This is a genomic window from Klebsiella sp. GB_Kp056 (assembly GCF_040064755.1).
Classification (GTDB): Bacteria; Pseudomonadota; Gammaproteobacteria; order Enterobacterales; family Enterobacteriaceae; genus Klebsiella; species Klebsiella quasipneumoniae.
The window spans coordinates 83,830-104,854 of the sequence record NZ_JBEAJA010000071.1; the positions used below are offsets into that span (position 1 = coordinate 83,830).

At 53.1% G+C, this 21,025-nt stretch carries 21 protein-coding genes; 8 read left to right on the forward strand and 13 right to left on the reverse strand.

What is annotated here, in order from left to right; translation table 11 throughout:
- Positions 1-260 precede the first annotated feature (260 nt).
- The gene (locus ABLV52_RS24545; RefSeq protein ID WP_348891031.1) at positions 261-896 is read left to right on the forward strand and encodes a YceI family protein; all 636 of its coding nucleotides are present in this window, start codon (positions 261-263) and stop codon (positions 894-896) included.
- Between the two features lie 277 nt (positions 897-1,173).
- Here the strand turns inward: ABLV52_RS24545 and ABLV52_RS24550 are convergent, their stop codons facing one another.
- Positions 1,174-1,347, reverse strand: a complete 174-nt coding sequence (locus ABLV52_RS24550) for a YciY family protein (RefSeq protein ID WP_023290120.1) — start codon at positions 1,345-1,347, stop codon at positions 1,174-1,176.
- 143 nt (positions 1,348-1,490) lie between these two features.
- Here ABLV52_RS24550 and cls point away from each other — a divergent pair, with 143 nt between their 5' ends.
- Positions 1,491-2,951 (forward strand): cardiolipin synthase, encoded by a 1,461-nt coding sequence (gene cls, locus ABLV52_RS24555; protein WP_023290121.1) that lies wholly within the window; start codon positions 1,491-1,493, stop codon positions 2,949-2,951.
- 34 nt (positions 2,952-2,985) lie between these two features.
- Positions 2,986-3,315: an HI1450 family dsDNA-mimic protein gene (locus ABLV52_RS24560; RefSeq protein ID WP_002910079.1), complete on the forward strand. Its 330-nt coding sequence runs from the start codon at positions 2,986-2,988 to the stop codon at positions 3,313-3,315.
- Positions 3,316-3,378: 63 nt separating this feature from the next.
- Here ABLV52_RS24560 and ABLV52_RS24565 read toward each other — a convergent pair whose 3' ends face one another.
- The 8 genes from ABLV52_RS24565 to ABLV52_RS24600 all read right to left on the reverse strand — a co-directional run bounded on the left by ABLV52_RS24565 (position 3,379) and on the right by ABLV52_RS24600 (position 11,641).
- Positions 3,379-4,206 carry an ion transporter gene (locus ABLV52_RS24565; protein WP_048297756.1) on the reverse strand — a complete coding sequence of 276 codons (828 nt, stop codon included), beginning with the start codon at positions 4,204-4,206 and terminating at the stop codon, positions 3,379-3,381.
- A 54-nt stretch (positions 4,207-4,260) separates the two neighbouring features.
- Positions 4,261-5,265 carry a murein tripeptide/oligopeptide ABC transporter ATP-binding protein OppF gene (gene oppF, locus ABLV52_RS24570; protein ID WP_002910083.1) on the reverse strand — a complete coding sequence of 335 codons (1,005 nt, stop codon included), beginning with the start codon at positions 5,263-5,265 and terminating at the stop codon, positions 4,261-4,263.
- Positions 5,262-6,275 (reverse strand): ABC transporter ATP-binding protein, encoded by a 1,014-nt coding sequence (locus ABLV52_RS24575; protein WP_065881282.1) that lies wholly within the window; start codon positions 6,273-6,275, stop codon positions 5,262-5,264. The genes oppF and ABLV52_RS24575 overlap by 4 nt, the downstream gene beginning before the upstream one ends.
- An 11-nt stretch (positions 6,276-6,286) precedes the next feature.
- Entirely contained in the window at positions 6,287-7,195 is a 909-nt protein-coding gene (gene oppC / locus ABLV52_RS24580; RefSeq protein WP_004145396.1) for an oligopeptide ABC transporter permease OppC, read from the reverse strand.
- 14 nt (positions 7,196-7,209) lie between these two features.
- Positions 7,210-8,130, reverse strand: a complete 921-nt coding sequence (oppB, locus tag ABLV52_RS24585; protein ID WP_002910089.1) for an oligopeptide ABC transporter permease OppB — start codon at positions 8,128-8,130, stop codon at positions 7,210-7,212.
- A gap of 85 nt (positions 8,131-8,215) precedes the next feature.
- Positions 8,216-9,850 (reverse strand): oligopeptide ABC transporter substrate-binding protein OppA, encoded by a 1,635-nt coding sequence (gene oppA / locus ABLV52_RS24590; RefSeq protein ID WP_348891032.1) that lies wholly within the window; start codon positions 9,848-9,850, stop codon positions 8,216-8,218.
- Positions 9,851-10,594: 744 nt separating this feature from the next.
- The gene (locus ABLV52_RS24595; RefSeq protein WP_002910095.1) at positions 10,595-11,242 is read right to left on the reverse strand and encodes a YchE family NAAT transporter; all 648 of its coding nucleotides are present in this window, start codon (positions 11,240-11,242) and stop codon (positions 10,595-10,597) included.
- A 183-nt stretch (positions 11,243-11,425) separates the two neighbouring features.
- Entirely contained in the window at positions 11,426-11,641 is a 216-nt protein-coding gene (locus tag ABLV52_RS24600) for a hypothetical protein (RefSeq protein WP_032428896.1), read from the reverse strand.
- 77 nt (positions 11,642-11,718) lie between these two features.
- On the opposite strand from ABLV52_RS24600, the gene adhE reads away from it, so the two are divergent.
- Positions 11,719-14,394, forward strand: a complete 2,676-nt coding sequence (gene adhE, locus ABLV52_RS24605; protein ID WP_023290125.1) for a bifunctional acetaldehyde-CoA/alcohol dehydrogenase — start codon at positions 11,719-11,721, stop codon at positions 14,392-14,394.
- Positions 14,395-14,541: 147 nt separating this feature from the next.
- Here adhE and tdk read toward each other — a convergent pair whose 3' ends face one another.
- Complete coding sequence (tdk, locus tag ABLV52_RS24610; protein ID WP_032429180.1) at positions 14,542-15,159, reverse strand: thymidine kinase; 618 nt, start codon at positions 15,157-15,159, stop codon at positions 14,542-14,544.
- Between the two features lie 7 nt (positions 15,160-15,166).
- On the opposite strand from tdk, the gene ABLV52_RS24615 reads away from it, so the two are divergent.
- Complete coding sequence (locus ABLV52_RS24615) at positions 15,167-15,298, forward strand: hypothetical protein (protein WP_044523854.1); 132 nt, start codon at positions 15,167-15,169, stop codon at positions 15,296-15,298.
- Between the two features lie 422 nt (positions 15,299-15,720).
- The gene (gene hns / locus ABLV52_RS24620) at positions 15,721-16,128 is read left to right on the forward strand and encodes a histone-like nucleoid-structuring protein H-NS (protein WP_002910103.1); all 408 of its coding nucleotides are present in this window, start codon (positions 15,721-15,723) and stop codon (positions 16,126-16,128) included.
- Positions 16,129-16,249: 121 nt separating this feature from the next.
- On the opposite strand, the gene galU is transcribed toward hns, so the two are convergent.
- The 3 genes from galU to rssA form a co-directional block, all read right to left on the reverse strand.
- The gene (gene galU / locus ABLV52_RS24625; RefSeq protein ID WP_023290127.1) at positions 16,250-17,152 is read right to left on the reverse strand and encodes a UTP--glucose-1-phosphate uridylyltransferase GalU; all 903 of its coding nucleotides are present in this window, start codon (positions 17,150-17,152) and stop codon (positions 16,250-16,252) included.
- 197 nt (positions 17,153-17,349) lie between these two features.
- Complete coding sequence (gene rssB / locus ABLV52_RS24630) at positions 17,350-18,363, reverse strand: two-component system response regulator RssB (protein ID WP_032453277.1); 1,014 nt, start codon at positions 18,361-18,363, stop codon at positions 17,350-17,352.
- 89 nt (positions 18,364-18,452) lie between these two features.
- Positions 18,453-19,355, reverse strand: a complete 903-nt coding sequence (gene rssA / locus ABLV52_RS24635) for a patatin-like phospholipase RssA (protein WP_004203175.1) — start codon at positions 19,353-19,355, stop codon at positions 18,453-18,455.
- Between the two features lie 112 nt (positions 19,356-19,467).
- On the opposite strand from rssA, the gene ABLV52_RS24640 reads away from it, so the two are divergent.
- Both ABLV52_RS24640 and purU read left to right on the forward strand, forming a co-directional pair.
- A complete protein-coding gene (locus ABLV52_RS24640) occupies positions 19,468-19,926 on the forward strand; it encodes a YchJ family protein (RefSeq protein WP_032428898.1) in 459 nt (152 codons plus the stop codon).
- Between the two features lie 42 nt (positions 19,927-19,968).
- Positions 19,969-20,811, forward strand: a complete 843-nt coding sequence (purU, locus tag ABLV52_RS24645; protein WP_004203178.1) for a formyltetrahydrofolate deformylase — start codon at positions 19,969-19,971, stop codon at positions 20,809-20,811.
- Positions 20,812-21,025: the final 214 nt, after the last annotated feature.

Below are 21,025 nucleotides of genomic sequence, written 5' to 3' on the forward strand. Positions count from 1 at the left end.
GGTATGGGACCCAATATCGCCGTCTTACTGCATTCAGGATCGCGGTGGCTTGAAAGCGTCTGAAAATTATCGGAGTGCGCTGATACAAGCACATATCAATATGGAATGAACGTCTAAAAACTACGCAACCAGATTTACGTTGCAGATGATCATTTTTTAAAGTCGATTAATTTCGCTGGGTAAACTTCACGCAGAGTAATTGTAGGGTGATTTTTGGTTGATTAAAAAATTTGAACGGGAATAACAAATGTTTTCAATAAGTGCCACATTTTTTTTGGGCTACCATTTATGTACCTGACGCTTATGAGGATTTTTATGTGAATACCCTGAAAAAAACCGCATTGCTTTCTCTGCTTGCCTTATATATTCCTGTGTCACAAGCCGCAGCGACAGAATATAGCCTGGATCCGCAGCATACTTCCGTTGTTATTGCCTGGAACCATTTTGGCTTCTCTAACCCTACAGCGTATATCTCTGATGTTTCAGGGAAACTGTCTTTTGACAAAGACAACCCGGAGCAATCCTCTGTGCACGTCACGCTGCCAGTCAAAACCATTGACACTCATGTCAAAGCGTTAACGGATGAGTTTTTAGGCAAAGAGTACTTCGATGTCAACACGTATCCTGAGGCCACTTTTCAGAGCACCCGGGTGGAAAGTAAAGGCGACAATAAATATGATGTTGAAGGTAACCTGACCATTAAGGGCATCACCAAACCGGTTGTATTGCATGCCACTTTGAATAAACAGGATATGCATCCGATGGTGAAAAAACAGGCCATTGGTTTTGATGCCACAGGGGTAATAAAACGTTCAGACTTCAAGCTTGATAAATATGTTCCGGCGGTGAGTGATAACGTGACTATCACGTTATCCACGGAAGCCTATGCCAAATAAATTAACGTCCGCAAAAGCGGTGCGTTTTATTCAGGGTGGGTATCCTGATAGTGAGCATGACATTGAAAAACGATCGACGACCCCACGCCCTGTCCGGACTTCCACACGGCGGTGAATACTTGTTGCGGAAAAAGGCGTTCTGTCGATAATCCCCCGTCATACCCTGACAGGCATCGCATAGATATTTCAATAGGCGATCTGGCGATGTTAAAAGGGAATGCCGTGCAGAGCGGGAAAACGACAACGGCACCGCGTTCGGTGCCGTTGTTCTGCTCGTTTAACAGTCGGGGAAGATAAACAGCAGAGCATGACGCTGCCGTTTCACCAGTCCCTTCCTGATAGCGAGGATCCGCATATTGCGGCGTGATTGGGCTTCCAGCCAGCGCGCTTTACGGCGATTCACCTGTCTCAGCATGCGCCAGCGCCCTACTTCCGTTCTACTACGCTTCATTGCAACGACTCTACGAGTGAAAACAGCCCCCATTATAAACCTCTGCCGGCGACTGACCACCGCTTTCGCTGCGTTTTTATTTGCCAGAAAAATACTGATGCGTAAACTCATCACATAACGTCATTCAAAAGGATTTTACATCTATGACAACCTTTTACACGGTGGTGAACTGGCTGGTCATTCTGGGGTACTGGCTGTTGATCGCCGGTGTAACATTACGAATTCTAATGAAACGCCGCGCTGTGCCGTCCGCCATGGCATGGTTATTGATCATTTATATCCTGCCGCTGGTGGGGATCATCGCCTATCTCTCCTTTGGCGAGCTGCATCTTGGCAAGCGGCGGGCAGAACGCGCGAGAGCGATGTGGCCTTCCACGGCCAAATGGTTAAACGACCTCAAAGCCTGCAAACATATCTTTGCCGAAGATAACAGCCCGGTGGCCGAGTCCCTGTTCAAGCTTTGCGAACGACGCCAGGGCATTGGCGGCGTAAAAGGCAACCAGCTGCAGTTGCTGACGGAATCTGACGACGTCATGCAGGCCCTGATCCGCGATATTCAACTGGCTCGCCATAACATAGAGATGGTCTTCTATATCTGGCAGCCAGGCGGTATGGCCGACAGCGTCGCCGAATCGCTAATGGCCGCCGCCCGTCGCGGGGTTCACTGCCGGTTAATGCTCGACTCCGCGGGCAGTGTGGCCTTTTTCCGTAGCCCATGGGCGGCGATGATGCGTAACGCCGGCATTGAAGTGGTCGAGGCTCTCAAGGTCAATCTGATGCGTGTGTTTCTGCGCCGGATGGACCTGCGCCAACATCGTAAAATGGTGATGATCGATAACTATATCGCCTACACCGGCAGCATGAATCTGGTCGATCCCCGCTACTTTAAGCAGGACTCGGGGGTCGGGCAGTGGATTGACCTGATGGCGCGCATGGAAGGCCCGGTGGCGACCTCTATGGGCATCGTCTACTCCTGTGACTGGGAGATCGAGACCGGAAAGCGTATTCTGCCACCGCCGCCGGACGTCAATATCATGCCGTTTGAAGAGGCCAGTGGGCATACCATCCACACGATCGCCTCAGGGCCGGGCTTTCCGGAAGATCTGATCCATCAGGCGCTGCTCACCGCCGCCTACGCGGCGAAAGAGCATTTGATCATGACCACCCCCTACTTCGTACCCAGCGACGACCTGCTGCACGCTATCTGTACCGCCGCCCAGCGCGGCGTGGACGTGAGTATTATTTTACCGCGCAAGAACGATTCGCTGCTGGTGGGCTGGGCCAGCCGGGCCTTTTTCACCGAGCTGCTGGCGGCAGGGGTGAAGATTTACCAGTTTGAAGGCGGCCTGTTGCATACCAAAAGCGTGCTGGTCGATGGCGAACTGAGCCTGGTGGGAACCGTGAATCTGGATATGCGCAGCCTGTGGCTCAATTTTGAAATCACGCTGGTCATTGATGACGCCGGCTTCGGCAGCGATCTGGCGGCGGTTCAGGATGACTATATCTCGCGCTCGCGCCTGCTGGACGCCCGTCTCTGGTTAAAACGTCCGCTGTGGCAGCGGATCGCCGAGCGACTGTTTTACTTCTTCAGCCCGTTGCTGTAAAACGTGCCCATCAGATACCGAATGAGTAGCAATCATGGATATGGATTTAAACAACCGCCTGACCGAAGACGAAACGCTTGAGCAGGCATACGACATCTTCCTCGAACTGGCGGCCGATAACCTCGACCCGGCGGACATCATTCTGTTTAACCTGCAGTTTGAGGAGCGCGGCGGCGCCGAGCTGTTCGACCCATCCGCAGACTGGGAAGAGCATGTGGATTACGATCTGAACCCGGATTTCTTCGCCGAAGTGGTGATTGGCCTGGCGGATACCGACGGCGGGGAAATCAATGATATCTTCGCCCGCGTGCTGCTGTGCCGCGAGAAAGATCACAAGCTGTGTCATATTCTGTGGCGTGAATAACGCTGACCCGCCAGTGAAAAGCCTGCCGCGTTCCACCCGGCAGGCTTTTTTTATGCCGAGGGTTTACTTCGGTAAGACATGACCGCAGGCGTGGCAAAACCGGGCGTTATCGTCATGGTCGCCCTGCTGGCACTGCGGGCATACCCGCTGCTGGCGCCGCCGGTTCAGGGCGCTGGTCATATGGGTGGTGATAAGCCCGGTCGGAATGGCAATAATGGAGTAGCCGATCAGGATGAGAATGGAGGCCAGGATGCGGCCCAGCGGCGTGTGCGGCGTAATATCCCCGTAGCCGACGGTGGTGATGGTCACAATGGCCCAATAGACCGAAGCGTTGAGCGTGGTAAAACCATACTCTGGCCCTTCTATCAGGTACATTAACGAGCCGAAAATCACCATCACAATGGCGATAAACGAATAGAACAGGATCAGCTGATGGCGCGCGCTGACAATCGCCCGCCAGAACACATTAAGCGAAGGCATAAAGCGCAACAGTTTGAGAATACGCAACGCGCGGATCGCCCGCATTGCCCGCCAGGCAAAGACATAATTGAGGCTAATTTCCGGCCACAGCCACATCACGTATAGCGGCAGGATGGTCGCTAAGTCAATAAACCCCCAGAAGCTGAAAATGTAGTGGAGCGGATTGGGCCATGTCGCAATACGCAGCAGATACTCCAGGGTAAAGACCGCGGTCACCATCAGCTCCAGCCAGACGAATAGATGCCATTCATCTAATGTCAGATGATATTGCGTGCCCAGCCCCGATTCGACAAATATCACCACCACGCTGAGCAAGGCGAAAAGTCCGCACAGCCCTTCGAAGCGGCGGCCGGAACGTCGGTTTTGATCGAAAAGCAAATGATAAAGCCGCAGGCGAGCGGCAGAAAGCATACCCACTTCGTTAACCTCGCAAAAAAAAGGGCTGACCTGCGTCAGCCCCTGAGATTATAACGGGTCTACCTTAAGGCAGGAAACCGCATGGCGGAAACTGCCCTCCAGCACCGGGCGGGTTTTGGCGCACTCCGGTCCGGCGAGCGGACAGCGGGTGCGGAAGACACAACCCGACGGCGGATTAATCGGCGAGGGTAATTCGCCCTCCAGCAGCTGGATGGTTTTCGTTTTTTCGAGGTCCGGATCGGGGATCGGCACCGCCGACATCAGCGCTTTGGTATAGGGGTGTAGCGGATTATGGTACACCTCATCGTAGGTTCCCAGCTCCACCGCATGGCCCAGATACATCACCAGTACGCGATCGGAGATGTGCTTAACCACCGCCAGATCGTGGGCGATAAATATCAGCGACAGTCCCATTTCACGCTGCAGCTGCTGCAGCAAGTTGACCACCTGAGCCTGGATGGACACGTCAAGCGCGGACACCGGCTCATCGCAGATAATCAGCTTCGGCTCGAGGATCAGCGCCCGCGCAATGCCGATGCGCTGACACTGACCGCCAGAGAACTCGTGCGGATAGCGGTTGATCAGGTTAGGCAGCAGCCCGACTTTCATCATCATCGCCTTCACGCGATCGCGCACTTCCTGACGCGGCATCTTCGGATGATAGGTACGCAACGGCTCAGCGATGATTTCTCCGATGGTCATACGCGGGTTCAACGAGGCCAGCGGATCCTGGAAGATCATCTGGATATCGCTGCGCACGTCGCGCCACTCTTCCTGCTTCATGCCCAGCAGATCTTTACCCAGCCAGGCCACTTTGCCATCGGTAGCCTTCACCAGACCAATGATGGCGCGGGCGAAAGTCGATTTACCGCAGCCGGACTCCCCCACCACGCCGAGGGTCTCACCTTCATAGAGACGCAGCGTCACGCCATCTACGGCTTTCAGCGTTTTCGACGGCTGCCAGAACCACTGTTTGCCATCTTTAATATCGAAATGCACCTTCAGGTCGGCAATTTCGAGCAGGACTTTTCGTTGTTCAGTTACGGCGTTCATAGCAGCTCCCCCACCGGTTTAAAGCAGGCGCGCAGGCGGCCTGGCGCGAACGACTCCAGCGGCGGCGCGCTGCTGCACTGTTCCATTGCGTGCGGACAGCGCGGCTGGAATGGGCAGCCCTTCGGCAAACGCAGCAGGTTTGGCGGGTTACCCGGAATGGTCAACAACGCATCGCCTTCGGCATCCAGACGAGGAACCGCATTCAACAGCCCAATAGAGTAAGGGTGAGATGGCTGATAGAAGACATCGCGCGCCTGACCATACTCCATGGTGCGGCCCGCATACATCACCAGCACTTTATCGCAGATCCCCGCCACCACTCCGAGGTCATGGGTGATCATAATGATGGCCGTATTAAATTCGCGTTTCAGCTCATTCAGTAACGTCATGATCTGCGCCTGCACGGTGACGTCCAGGGCGGTGGTCGGCTCATCGGCAATCAGCAGCCGGGGCCGGCAGAGCAGCGCCATGGCAATCATCACGCGCTGGCGCATCCCGCCGGAGAACTCGTGTGGGAACATTTTCATGCGCTTGCGCGCTTCCGGCATTTTTACCGCGTCGAGCATCTTCACCGATTCTTCAAACGCTTCGGCTTTGCTCAGCCCTTTATGCAGCATCAGGACTTCCATTAACTGCTCGCCCACCCGCATATACGGGTTCAGAGAGGTCATCGGATCCTGGAAAATCATCGAGATTTGCTCGGCGCGCAGTTTATTCAGCTCACGCTCAGGCAAATTGAGGATTTGCCGACCGTTAAAGGTGGCGGAACCCCCGATTCGGCCGTTGGCCGCCAGCAGTCCCATCAGGGCGAAGGCGGTCTGCGATTTACCGGAGCCGGACTCCCCGACAATACCGAGCGTCTCCCCCGCCTGCAGGGTGAAGTTCAGATCATTGACGGCGGTGACATCGCCATCCGGCGTATTAAAGGTGACGCGAAGATCTTTCACGTCCAGCAGCAGGCCGCTGTGGCTCTGCGCTTGCGGCGCTTTTGCCGTTTCAATCATGGTCATGGCAGCGCTCCTTAGCGGTCTTTCGGGTCGAGGGCATCACGCAGACCATCGCCGATAAAGTTGAAACAGAACAGGGTCACCACCAGGAAACCCGCCGGGAACAGCAGCAGCCAGGGCGAGACTTCCATTGAGTTGGCGCCATCGCTGAGCAATGCCCCCCAGCTGCTGAGCGGCTCCTGCGTCCCCAACCCCAGGAAGCTGAGGAAGGATTCAAAGAGGATCATGCTGGGGACCAGCAGCGAGGCGTACACCACCACCACGCCCAGCACATTAGGAACGATATGGCGCAGCACGATGCTCGCTGTGGAGACCCCGCCAACCTGCGCCGCCTCAATAAACTCTTTGCGCTTCAGGCTCAAGGTCTGTCCGCGTACGATACGCGCCATATCCAGCCAGGAGACCATGCCGATAGCGACAAAAATCAACAGAATATTCTGGCCAAAAAAGGTCACCAGCAGGATAACGAAGAACATAAACGGGAAGGAGTTGAGGATCTCCAGCAGACGCATCATCACCGAATCCACTTTGCCGCCGAGATAACCGGAAAGCGAACCGTACAGCGTGCCGAGGATCACCGCCACCAGCGCCGCCGCCACCCCGACCATCAGCGAAATACGCCCGCCGATCGCCACGCGCACCAGCAGATCGCGACCGGAGGAGTCGGTCCCGAAGTAGTGGCCAGAGGCCATGTCCGGGGCGTTAGACATCATGCCCCAGTCGGTGTCGAAATAGGAGAATGACGACACCATCGGCGCGAAGGTCACGAACAGCGCAATAAGCACCAGCATAATCAGGCTGGTGACCGCGGCGCGGTTATGCATAAAGCGGCGACGCGCATCCTGCCAGAGGCTACGCCCCTCCACTTCCAGCTTCTCACTGAAGTTTTCCAGCGCCTCGCTATTTTTCTTACTTAACATCATGGCGAACTCCGGCTTCAGTAGCGAATCTTCGGATCGATAACGGCGTACAGCACGTCAACGATGGCGTTGAACAGGATAGTCAGGGCGCCAACCAGGATCGTCAGGCTGAGCACCAGCGAGTAGTCGCGGTTAAGCGCCCCGTTAACGAACAGCTGGCCAATCCCCGGCAGGCCGTAAATGGTTTCAATGACCATTGAGCCCGTAATGATGCCCACGAAAGCCGGCCCCATATAGGAGAGCACCGGCAGCAGCGCCGGCTTCAGCGCATGGCGCAAAATAATGCGGCGCATCGGCAGCCCCTTCGCCCGCGCGGTGCGGATAAAGTTAGAGTGCAGCACTTCAATCATTGAGCCGCGGGTAATACGCGCGATACTGGCGATATAGGCCAGGGAAAGCGCCACCATCGGCAGGATCATAAATTTCAGCGCCCCGCCGTTCCAGCCTCCGCCCGGCAACCAGTGCAGGGTAATGGCAAAGATCATCACCAGCAGAGGCGCCACCACAAAGCTCGGAATAACCACGCCGGTCATGGCTACCCCCATCACCGCATAGTCCCAGCGGGTATTCTGCTTCAAAGCGGCAATAACGCCCGCAGCGACACCGATCACTACCGCCAGCAAAAAGGCGGCGAAGCCCAGTTTCGCTGAAACCGGGAAGCTGGCCGCCACCAGATCGTTGACCGAATAATCTTTGTATTTAAAGGAGGGACCAAAATCGCCATGCGCCAGCTGCTTCAGGTAATTGAAGTACTGCGTCATGATAGGGTCGTTTAAATGGTATTTTGCTTCAATATTCGCCATGACTTCCGGCGGTAGCGTGCGTTCCCCGGTAAAAGGACTTCCCGGAGCCAAACGCATCATGAAGAATGAGATGGTAATAAGAATAAATAGCGTCGGAATCGCTTCCAGACAGCGACGTAAGATAAATTTTAACATTGCCCGTACCTTCTGGCGTGTGCCTTTGCACTGCTCTCAAATAAGACACGATGGAGCGAGCACAGGCCCGCTCCACGTATTGCCATTAATGTTTGATAACGTAAAGGTCTTTTGTATAGACGTTATCCATCGGGTCTTTACCGGTGTAGCCACCGACCCACGGTTTCACCAGGCGGGCGTTAACATAGTAATAGACCGGTACGATCGCGCTGTCTTTATCCAGCTGCTGCTCTGCTTTCGCATAGGCCGCCGTGCGCTGTGCTTCATCGGATGCTTTTACGGATTCAGCCATAATTTTGTCGAACGCCGGGCTCTTATAGTGCGCAGTGTTCATTGAGCTGTCAGAAAGCATGGTGTTCAGGAAAGAGGTTGGTTCGTTATAGTCAGCGCACCAGCCCGCACGCGCCACGTCATAGGTGCCCTGATGACGGGTATCGAGGAACGTTTTCCACTCCTGGTTGACCAGCTTCACGTCAATGCCCAGGTTTTTACGCCACAGCGAGGCGGCGGCAATCGCCAGCTTCTTGTGCAAATCAGAGGTGTTATACAGCAGGTTGAAGGTCAACGGTTTATCGGCGCTATAGCCGGCTTCGGCCAGCAGTTTTTTCGCTTCTTCATTCCGTTTTTCCTGCGACCAGGTAAACCATTCCGGCTCGGTCAGCTTCGCGCCATCGGTATACGGCGGGGTGTAGCCGTAGGCCGGCAGATCGCCCTGTCCTTTCACCTTATTGGCAATGATATCGCGATCCAGACCCAGCTTCAGCGCGGTACGCACGCGCACGTCGGTGAACGGCGCTTTCTGGTTGTTAATTTCGTAGTAATAAGTACACAGATACGGGTCAACGTGCAGCTCGTTCGGGATCTCTTTTTTCAGTTTCTGGAAGAGCTCGATCGGCAGCTGGTTATAGGTCATATCCAGTTCACCGCTGCGATAACGGTTAACATAGGTCACTTCAGAAGAGGTCGGCAGCCAGGTGACGGTGTTGATAACGGTTTTGGCATTATCCCAGTAATGCGGGTTGCGCTCCATCACGATACGTTCGTTGACCACCCAGTCTTTCAGGGTGTAGGCGCCGTTGGTGACGATATTGCCAGGCTGCGTCCACTTCTCGCCAAACTTTTCAATCGCTGGTTTATAGACAGGAGACATCGCCGGGTTAACCAGCAGTTTGTAAAAATAGGGTACCGGCTCGCTGAGGGTGACTTCCAGCGTATGGTCGTCAATGGCTTTTACGCCCAGCTCGCCTGGGGCTTTCTTGCCGTCAATGATTTCATCAACGTTGAGGATATGACCATACTGCGGGTAGCTGGCATAAGGAGACGCTGTTTTCGGGTCTACCAGACGCTGCCAGCTATAAACGAAATCCTGGGCGGTAACCGGCTCGCCGTTAGACCATTTCGCATCTTTACGCAGATGGAAGGTCCAGACTTTGAAATCTTTATTATCCCAGCTCTCCGCCACACCAGGGATCGGGTGGCCATCTTTCGGCGAGGTATTCAGCAAGCCTTCGAACAGGTCGCGGCTAATATTCGCCTCGGGCACCCCTTCAATTTTATTCGGGTCCAGCGATTGCGGCTCGGCGCCGCTATTTCGCACCAGCGTTTGCTTATCCGAAAGCTGCACACCGGCCGGGACATCCGCTGCCATAGCCATATTGCCAGCCATGAGCGCGGATAGCACTCCTGTGGCGATCAAACGTTTTTTAGTGATGATGGTCATTGTGTTGTAACTCCAGTCATTATAATTACTGGTTTTTTAACCAGCCTGTTTTTTTCCCCGTTTTCGGGATCTGTCCAACGCAGGAGTGTTTGCGATTGGCAGATTGCTATCACCGACTTATTTATTACGACCGCTCGAACGGCAGTCTTAACGTCGATTCGTTCCCCCTCGCTGGAGGGCAGTTCAGGCGCAATGAGACGATTAAAAATGATTCTCATTTACACGCATAATTCAGCAGACGATAACGGCGGAAAGTACCAAAAGGTAAACACCTCCGCCAATGCAATTTGCAAATATGTTACCGGATTCTCTTTTATTGCCGGCTTTGCCAGCGTCACTAGCTGTTGCCACAATACGCCGATACAAAAATATTCTTATCAATCATACTGTTACGACATTTACATCAGTCATCATACTGAGCAGCGACCACAAGATGATTTTTTGTACAAAAATTTAACAATAGATTACTTTTTAGCACATTCATCTGCAGCCTTGTTAAAATTACTAATATCATTTCGATGATCCGACAGCAAGCGCCAGAGAATGATGTGAAGAAAATAACATCACAGGAGGGAGAGACGTGAGGGGAATGTTAAGAGAAATATTTCATATCTTAATGAAAAACATGAAATTAATAGCGATATCGCAAAATAGTATTCCTACCGCCGGTTCCGCGCTGGTTAATAGGTTTTGCTAATAATCGCGCAGGCGTGAAGGGAGCCTCCCCGCCTGCGTGGCAACGAACTAACTCAGCAGCCCCGGGAAGAGCGCTTTAATCCCCGTCACAATAAACTCAATGCCGAGAGCCATCAGCAGCAGGCCCATAATACGGGTGATAACGTTAATCCCTGTCTGCCCCAGCAGACGCACCAGCCATGGCGCCATGCGGAAAATCCCCCAGCAGCAGAGGGCAAAGACCGCAATCGCCAGTGAAAAACCGACGAGATGCACCCAGGAGTGATACCGCGTACCCCACACGATAGTGGAACTGATTGCCCCCGGTCCGGCCATTAACGGTAGCGCGAGAGGAACGACGCCGATGCTCTCCCTCACCGCCGTCTCCGACTTCTCCTGCTTGTTCTGCTTATCTTCGCCGAGCTTACCGCTGATCATCGACATCGCGATGGTCACCACCAGGATGCCGCCGGCGATACGGAAGGAATCAATGGAGATACCAAAAATCTGCAGAATGCCATCGCCGAGAAACAGTGACGTCAGGAGGATGATCGCCACCGACAGGTTGGCGGTCAGGTTGGTCTTATTGCGCACTGCTGCCGGCTGGTAGCTGGTCATACTAATGAACACCGGAATAATGCCCACCGGGTTAACCAGGGCAAATAAGCCGATGAAAAACTTGAAATATGCAGAAAAATCGAACAGTGATTGAGTCACAATGGGCTCCGCAGCATCATCAAAATTGGCGGTTGACTGTTAACAGCATAAAATAACTGCGCGAAACATACGCTTTTTGCATGCAATATTCATTATAAATATGCATAACCCGGTGATATGTATCGAATGTTAGCTATTTGTAGTTTTAATGCTAATCGTTTTTTTAATTTCAAAACCCTCCCATTACACTTGATCGAACCGGTCAAAAAGCAGCCAGCTGAAAGGTATCAGCAGTGCCAATACTTGATCTAAATCACGTAATTTGTACTCAGAAGTGAGTAATCTTGATGACACCAACAGAGTGGAAGGCAGCAGTACCTGAAAGTTAAAAAGAGAAAGCTTTTTTAGTAAATCGGTAAAACAGCGTCCTGATTTTCCTACATAAACATTTACATGCAAGCTGTTTACAGCCTGTCTATAATGTCGAATCGAGCGACTGATTTACTAAAAAAGTTTAACATTATCAGGAGAGCATTATGGCTGTTACTAATATCGCTGAACTGAACGCGCTTGTTGAGCGTGTCAAGAAAGCCCAGCGTGAATATGCCAGTTTCACTCAAGAACAAGTCGACAAAATCTTCCGCGCCGCCGCGCTGGCCGCTGCAGATGCTCGAATCCCTCTCGCCAAAATGGCCGTTGCCGAATCCGGCATGGGCATCGTTGAAGACAAAGTGATCAAAAACCACTTCGCTTCCGAATACATTTACAACGCTTATAAAGACGAAAAAACCTGTGGCGTCCTGTCAGAAGACGACACCTTTGGTACCATCACTATCGCTGAACCTATCGGCATCATCTGCGGTATCGTACCGACCACTAACCCGACTTCAACAGCCATCTTCAAATCGCTCATCAGCCTGAAGACGCGTAACGCCATCATTTTCTCTCCGCACCCGCGTGCTAAAGAAGCCACCAACAAAGCGGCTGACATCGTCCTGCAGGCTGCCATCGCTGCCGGCGCGCCGAAAGACCTGATTGGCTGGATCGATCAGCCGTCTGTTGAACTGTCTAACGCCCTGATGCACCACCCGGACATCAACCTGATCCTTGCGACCGGTGGTCCAGGCATGGTGAAAGCAGCATACAGCTCCGGTAAACCTGCTATCGGCGTAGGTGCCGGTAACACCCCGGTGGTGATTGATGAAACGGCTGACATCAAACGCGCCGTTGCTTCCGTTCTGATGTCTAAAACCTTCGATAACGGCGTTATCTGTGCTTCTGAGCAGTCCGTTGTGGTGGTTGATTCCGTTTATGACGCGGTTCGCGAACGTTTCGCCAGCCACGGCGGCTACCTGCTGCAGGGTAAAGAGCTGAAAGCCGTTCAGGACATTATCCTGAAAAATGGCGCGCTGAACGCCGCTATCGTTGGTCAGCCTGCGGCGAAAATCGCTGAACTGGCAGGCTTCACCGTACCGGCCACGACTAAAATTCTGATTGGCGAAGTCACCGACGTTGACGAAAGCGAGCCGTTTGCTCACGAAAAACTGTCTCCGACGCTGGCGATGTACCGTGCGAAAGATTTCGAAGACGCCGTGACCAAAGCTGAAAAACTGGTCGCCATGGGCGGTATCGGTCATACCTCTTGCCTGTACACCGACCAGGATAACCAGCCGGCTCGCGTGGCTTACTTCGGCCAGATGATGAAAACTGCGCGTATCCTGATCAACACCCCGGCTTCTCAGGGTGGTATCGGTGACCTGTACAACTTCAAACTCGCTCCTTCCCTGACTCTGGGTTGTGGTTCCTGGGGTGGTAACTCCATCTCTGAAAACGTTGGTCCGAAACACCTGATCAACAAGAAAACCGTTGCTAAGCGAGCTGAAAACATGTTGTGGCACAAACTTCCGAAATCTATCTACTTCCGTCGTGGCTCCCTGCCTATCGCACTGGATGAAGTGATTACTGATGGTCACAAACGCGCGCTGATCGTGACTGACCGCTTCCTGTTCAACAACGGCTATGCCGATCAGATCACCTCCGTACTGAAAGCAGCGGGTGTTGAAACTGAAGTCTTCTTCGAAGTTGAAGCTGACCCGACGCTGACCATCGTACGTAAAGGCGCCGACCTGGCGAACTCCTTTAAACCAGACGTGATCATCGCGCTGGGCGGCGGTTCCCCGATGGATGCGGCAAAAATCATGTGGGTCATGTACGAACATCCGGAAACCCACTTCGAAGAACTGGCGCTGCGCTTTATGGACATCCGTAAACGTATCTACAAGTTCCCGAAAATGGGTGTTAAAGCCAAGATGGTGGCGATCACTACCACCTCCGGTACCGGTTCTGAAGTTACGCCGTTCGCCGTTGTGACCGATGATGCGACAGGTCAGAAATATCCGCTGGCAGACTACGCGCTGACCCCGGATATGGCCATCGTCGATGCCAACCTGGTGATGGATATGCCGAAATCGCTGTGTGCGTTCGGTGGTCTGGATGCCGTGACCCACGCCCTGGAAGCTTACGTTTCCGTGCTGGCTTCTGAGTTCTCTGACGGCCAGGCTCTGCAGGCGCTGAAACTGCTGAAAGAGTACCTGCCGGCTTCCTACCACGAAGGTTCCAAGAACCCGGTTGCCCGCGAGCGCGTACACAGTGCCGCCACCATCGCCGGTATCGCGTTTGCTAACGCCTTCCTCGGCGTGTGTCACTCCATGGCGCACAAACTGGGTTCCCAGTTCCATATTCCGCACGGTCTGGCCAACGCCCTGCTGATCTGCAACGTTATCCGCTACAACGCGAATGACAACCCGACCAAGCAGACCGCGTTCAGCCAGTACGACCGTCCGCAGGCTCGTCGTCGCTACGCTGAAATCGCCGATCACCTGGGTCTCTCCGCACCGGGCGACCGTACCGCAGCGAAAATCGAGAAGCTGCTGGCATGGCTGGAAAGCGTGAAAGCTGAGCTGGGTATTCCGAAATCTATCCGCGAAGCAGGCGTTCAGGAAGCTGACTTCCTGGCCCACGTTGATAAGCTGTCTGAAGATGCATTCGATGACCAGTGCACCGGCGCTAACCCGCGCTACCCGCTGATCTCCGAGCTGAAACAGATCCTGCTGGATACCTACTACGGTCGCGAGTTCGTCGAAGGTGAAGCAGCCGCGAAAGCCGAAGCAGCTCCGGTGAAAGCTGAGAAAAAAGCGAAAAAATCCGCTTAATCGACAAGCATAAACGTTCTGCAAGCCCCGTCATCTGACGGGGCTTTTTTTTGCCCACCGACAGCCAAGCTTTAACGCCTGCTAGCCCCAACAGTGCGCAGGCAATAAAAAGGCGCCCACAGGCGCCTGGACGAGCTTCTGCGCGTATTAGCTGGGGCGGTGCTGGTTTTGTACCTGAGTTAACGAGCCGACGCTCAGCGCCTCTTTATAATGCTTACGACAAACTGACACGTACCGCTCATTGCCGCCGATGACGACCTGCTCGCCCTCGTTGTAAGGACGCCCCTCCTGATCGAGGCGCAGCACCATACTGGCCTTCCGGCCGCAGAAACAGATGGTTTTCAGCTCCACCAGCTTATCTGACCAGGCCAGTAAATACTGGCTGCCGGTAAAGAGTTCACCGCGAAAGTCTGTCCGCAAGCCATAGCAAAGCACAGGAATATCCAGCGTATCGACAACTTCAGACAGCTCATGAACCTGCTCGCGCGTCAGAAACTGGCTTTCATCCACCAGCACGCAGTGAATCGGCTTTAGCTTGTGCTCTGCGGCAATATCGTTAAATAGCGACGTCTGTGGATTATACAATCGGGCCGGCGAGGAGAGACCGATACGCGAGCTGACTTTTCCGGCGCCAAAGCGGTCATCAATCTCAGCGGTATAAACGACGGTACGCATCCCCCGCTCCTGGTAATTGTACGAAGATTGCAACAGAGCGGTCGACTTACCTGCATTCATTGCAGAGTAGTAGAAATAAAGTTGTGCCATCGGCTGCGTGACCCCAATCAAAGTGTTTTATCGCGGCGGCGATTGTACCATATTTTATGCGTACAGCCGCCCATTCGACAGGGGTATTGTATCGCAGCTGAAGAGCCTGCAAAGCCAAAGGATTAAGAGGATGAATTGAATTTTCAGGGCCATTATTTGTACGCCCCGTTACGCTACTGGCGGGGTAACCATTGTCTTTTCGTGCTTATAGGGCGGTTACCTATGGGGCTATAAGCGGCGCCGCGCGTTGTTTTATATTAAGCCTCATAACCAAAAATGCGCTAATACTGACAAGGGTTATTTACCCATGTAAAGGATAATTTTTCTCACCGAACCTCAGAAAAAGCATACCGTCTCAGTGTTTTAGCTTACCTTCTGCTCATCGCTATAAGGATGAAAGATGTGAAGCGGCACGGGAATTTTAACTTAAATTAATTAATTCTCGCGACAAATAACCAGTAATTTTGAATTCCTTACATTCCCCCCTATTGCACAACGCATTTTATCGCTCTATTATTAGTTCAACAAACCACCCCACAATATAAGTTTGAGATTACTACAATGAGCGAAGCACTTAAAATTTTGAACAACATCCGTACTCTTCGTGCGCAGGCAAGAGAATGCACCCTGGAAACGCTCGAAGAAATGCTGGAAAAATTAGAAGTCGTTGTTAACGAGCGCCGTGAAGAAGAAAACGCCGCCGCGGCAGAAATTGAAGAACGTACGCGTAAGCTGCAGCAATACCGTGAAATGCTGATCGCTGACGGTATTGATCCGAATGAACTGCTGAGCACCATGGCAGCCGTAAAAGCCGGTACCAAAACCAAGCGTGCTGCACGTCCGGCTAAATACAGCTATGTCGACGAAAACGGCGAAACCAAAACCTGGACCGGCCAGGGCCGTACCCCGGCGGTGATCAAAAAAGCAATGGATGAGCAAGGTAAATCACTGGACGATTTCCTGATCTAATCTCCGTTGTTACGATATAAAAAATCCCGCTGCGGCGGGATTTTTTTTGCCCCAGGGGCCGATATAAAAAACCGGGAGCGCATTGCGACTCCCGGTTTTGTGCTTTCAGCAGCGCTGCGGATTACTTCGCAACCGCGGTTTCCAGCCAGGCTTTAAAATCGTCACCCAGCGTTTTGTGGCGAATACCATATTCGACGAACGCCTGCATGTAGCCAAGCTTATTACCGCAGTCATGGCTCTTGCCTTTCATATGATAAGCTTCGACCGTCTCTTTTTCGATCAGCATATCAATCGCGTCAGTCAGCTGAATTTCATCACCGGCACCCGGAGGAGTCTTGGCCAGCAGCGGCCAGATATCGGCGCTGAGGACATAGCGCCCCACCACCGCCAGGTTGGACGGCGCAACGTCAGCTTTTGGCTTCTCGACCACGCCTACCATCGGCACGCTTTCTCCCGGCTTGAGAGATTCACCTTTGCAGTCAACGACACCGTAAGCGGTCACGTCGTCGACAGGCTCAACCATAATCTGGCTGGCGCCGGTCTCATCGAAACGAGAGATCATCTCCGCGAGGTTATCGCGGCTCAGATCGGATTCATATTCATCCAGAATAACGTCTGGCAGAATAACTGCGACCGGCTCATCACCCACCACCGGATGGGCGCAAAGCACCGCGTGTCCCAGACCTTTTGCCAGGCCCTGACGAACTTGCATAATGGTTACGTGCGGCGGACAAATAGACTGCACTTCTTCCAGCAGCTGGCGTTTCACACGTTTTTCCAGCATCGCTTCCAGCTCAAAACTGGTATCGAAATGGTTTTCGATAGAGTTTTTGGACGAGTGCGTTACCAGAACAATTTCAGTAATTCCTGCAGCGATACATTCATTAACAACGTACTGAATTAACGGCTTATCTACCAGCGGCAGCATTTCTTTTGGAATCGCTTTGGTGGCCGGCAGCATCCTGGTGCCTAATCCCGCAACCGGGATAACCGCTTTTCTGACTTTAGAATTAAGGGCAGCCATTGAAATCTCCTGGACTGTTTGTTTTTTAAACTTCTCGTTACAAATAACGTGTCGAGTATATCAGTCAACCGCGTATTCACTGGTCTGAAAAGCTTCCGATAGCCTCGAATTAGGACTTTTACGCATAAAACTGCTCGATGTTACCACCGCTAAAGGACAACGGGTAATCCCGTCTGCTTAGATATAAACGCAATTGCTCACTCCGCAGACAACATTAAGCGTAAACGGCCTCCCGCCCCCCAAATTTGGCACTGCCATGAGGTACAGCGTTGACTAATTTGATTAAGGTAAGCATCACCCAGGGTGCCCAAAGGAACGCCATTGCTAATCTGAATTTGATGCTCACCGGTATTCAGCGTGCCATTAAGTCCCGCCGACACCAGAATTAAATTTTTCAGTCCGCTGTGGTAATACCCCACTAACAAAGGAAACTGGCCGGGAAGGTTTGCCTGACGCAGGAGCTGATTCACCTGTTTTAGCAGACTCCCCATTTCTGGTAGCCGTTGTCCCTGATGCGCCAGCTGCTCCTGTAGCAAGCCATTGAACAACGCGCGCAATAATAAAGCGGCCAGGACGCCATTATCTCCTGCCCGTGTGACATCCAGACAATAGAAGGCCAAATCATTGTCCGAGAGCGGGGCGATATCGAGTACCAGACCGGGTTTATCCGCCGACACCAGCTGGCGATAATGAATGCGGCAGTGCGACATTTCCTGTTGCACCGGCGGCTGTAATTCCTGCAGTAATCGTGAAGCCGCAGTGGGATTACTGACCAGCGCGTCCCAGTCCTCAAATAATCGCTCTTCCTCTTCCACCCGTGAACTGAACATCGCAGGATAGAGGCAGGCATAAACGGTTTCGCGCAGGCGATCGAAATCTTTTACTGGCTTTAACAACACGTCCTGAACGCCAAGCCGCAACGCTTTGGCTATATCGGCCATGTTTTCGGTAGCGGAAATCATCAGGATCGGTAGCTGCTCGCCGCGATTACGCAACGTCTCCACCAGCTCCAGACCGTTCATTCTCGGCATCGAAATGTCGCAAATCATCAGGTCCGGATGCACCTCCGTCATTTTATGCAGGGCATCCTTGCCATCTTCCGCCTGGAAGGTTGTTGCTCCCAGCGAGGTCAGCCATCCATGCAAGAGTGAGCGGAAAACGGGTTCGTCTTCAACTATCAGAATCTGTTTTCCCGCCAATGGCTGCGTCATGATATCTCCCCTGGCTGACGATAATTCAATAGTGGCACGCTATTCTCACTATCGCCTGTCAGAATTTGCTTAAGTCAGGTACTCGTACGTCAAATCGCGGTACGCACTAAGGGTAATAATTCATCCATTTTCTTTTCTACCGCCAACTGCCCTGCGGTAATCGCCTCGCCGGCGCGATGGAAATCAAGCGTCGAGACTTGCGGACAGTACGGTTGCAACAGGATATCCGGCGGGTCACCCGCCATACGATTGCGTTTAAGACGGTTCTCCAGGACCTGGATAGAGGTGGTCATGATCTCCATCGCCGTCGGCGTCACGGCCGTACGGCGGGAACTCATTTGCGTCAAGCGTGCGCGCAGACGAGTATGCCATGGCCCCTCCTTCGCTTCGGCTTCCCGCCGCGGCGTTTCGAGGGAGAATAAATCCTGCTGCATAAGGTGGGCATCATGTTGCAAATCCACGGCAATCACGATATCCGCCCCCATTGCCCGCGTAAGCGATACGGGAACCGGATTGACCACCGCGCCATCGACCAGCCAGTAACCGTTATGCCTGACCGGCGACATTAACCCCGGCATACTGCAGGAGGCTCGAATCGCTAAGTGCAGATCGCCTTCGGTAAACCACAGCTCCCGGCCAGTGCTTAAATTTGTCGCGACGGCGGCAAATCGCCGCTCGCAGTGTTCGATATCGGTCACGGGCATGATGCGGCGATAATGATTGAACACCTTTTCACCCCGCAGTAGTCCACCGCGGCGCCAGGAGAGGTCCATCAGTTTCAGAACGTCCCAGTTACTGAAAGAGCAGACCCAGGACTCAAGGGCCGGGAGTCGGTTACAGGCATACGCCGCCCCTACCAGCGAACCGATAGAGCAACCGGCCACGATATCAATCTCAATGCCGGCCTGCTGGAGGGCGTTGATGACGCCAATATGCGACCATCCGCGGGCGGCGCCCGCACCTAACGCCAGACCAATTTTAAGCTTTCTCATTAGTACTGATAACTATCCTTCCACTCTGAGCGTGGCAACATTGTCACGGCTCAGTTAACATAAAGCCCTTTGGCGTAGAAGCGCCGTTACTCTTTCTTCCATGGAGGCAATTTTGTCGCAATTATGCCCCTGTGGCAGCGCACTGGAGTATAGCTCATGTTGCCAGCGATATCTGTCCGGCGCTGAGCTTGCGCCAGGCCCGTCACAGCTTATGCGCTCCCGTTATAGCGCGTTCGTCATGAAAGATGCCGACTATCTGATCAAAACCTGGCATCCGTCCTGTCAGGCGCAGCAGTTTCGCGCCGAACTGGAGAAAGGCTTTGCCCACACCGAATGGCTGGGTTTAACCCTGTTCGCCAGCGATGATGGACGAGCCGCCAATGAAGGCTTTGTCAGCTTTATCGCCCGCTTTAATGACAATAACCGCCCGGGCGCCATTATTGAACGTTCCAGATTCTTAAAAGAAAATGGACAGTGGTACTATATCGACGGGACACGGCCGCTGATTGGCCGTAACGACCCCTGCCCTTGCGGTTCAGGTAAAAAATTTAAAAAATGCTGCGGCCAGTAACGCTACCGCAGCGCTTGCAAACACTACAGGATTTTCCTCGCGATGCATTCATTACAACGTAAAGTACTACGCACTATTTGCCCTGATCAGAAAGGCCTCATCGCGCGTATCACCAATATCTGCTATAAGCACGAACTTAACATTGTGCAGAACAACGAATTTGTTGACCACCGTACCGGTCGTTTCTTTATGCGCACCGAACTGGAAGGCATCTTCAACGACGCTATTCTGCTGGCCGATCTGGACAGCGCCCTGCCGGAAGGCTCGATTCGTGAACTCAATCCGGCAGGCCGCCGCCGGGTAGTGATTCTGGTGACGAAAGAGGCGCACTGCCTCGGCGATCTGCTGATGAAAGCCAACTACGGCGGGCTGGATGTCGACATTGCCGCGGTTATTGGCAACCATGACACCCTGCGCCCGCTGGTGGAACGTTTTGGCATCCCGTTTGAACTGGTCAGCCATGAAGGGCTGAGCCGCGAAGAGCACGACAAGCAGATGGGCGACGCGATTGCCGCCCACGAACCGGATTACGTGGTGCTGGCCAAGTATATGCGCGTTCTTACGCCGGAATTTGTCGCTCGTTTCCCGAACAAGATCATTAATATTCACCACTCGTTCCTGCCGGCGTTTATCGGCGCGCGTCCGTATCATCAGGCCTATGAGCGCGGTGTGAAGATCATCGGCGCCACCGCCCACTACGTGAATGATAACCTGGACGAAGGTCCCATCATTATGCAGGACGTCATTCACGTCGATCATACTTATACCGCAGAAGATATGATGCGTGCCGGGCGCGATGTCGAAAAAAACGTATTGAGCCGGGCGCTGTATCAGGTCCTGGCGCAGCGCGTCTTCGTCTACGGTAACCGGACGATTATTCTTTAATCGACTGAGAAATGAATTGGTTAGCTTTCCGGCGTTACGGGTAAAAATCAGGCAACCAGTTTATTTTTGTCAAAGGAATGCTTTACAGGGGCGCATCATTTGGTATGATGCGCCCCGCTTCCCGAGAAGGAAGCAGGCCAGTACTAAGCATTACCCCGTGGTGGGGTTCCCGAGCGGCCAAAGGGAGCAGACTGTAAATCTGCCGTCATCGACT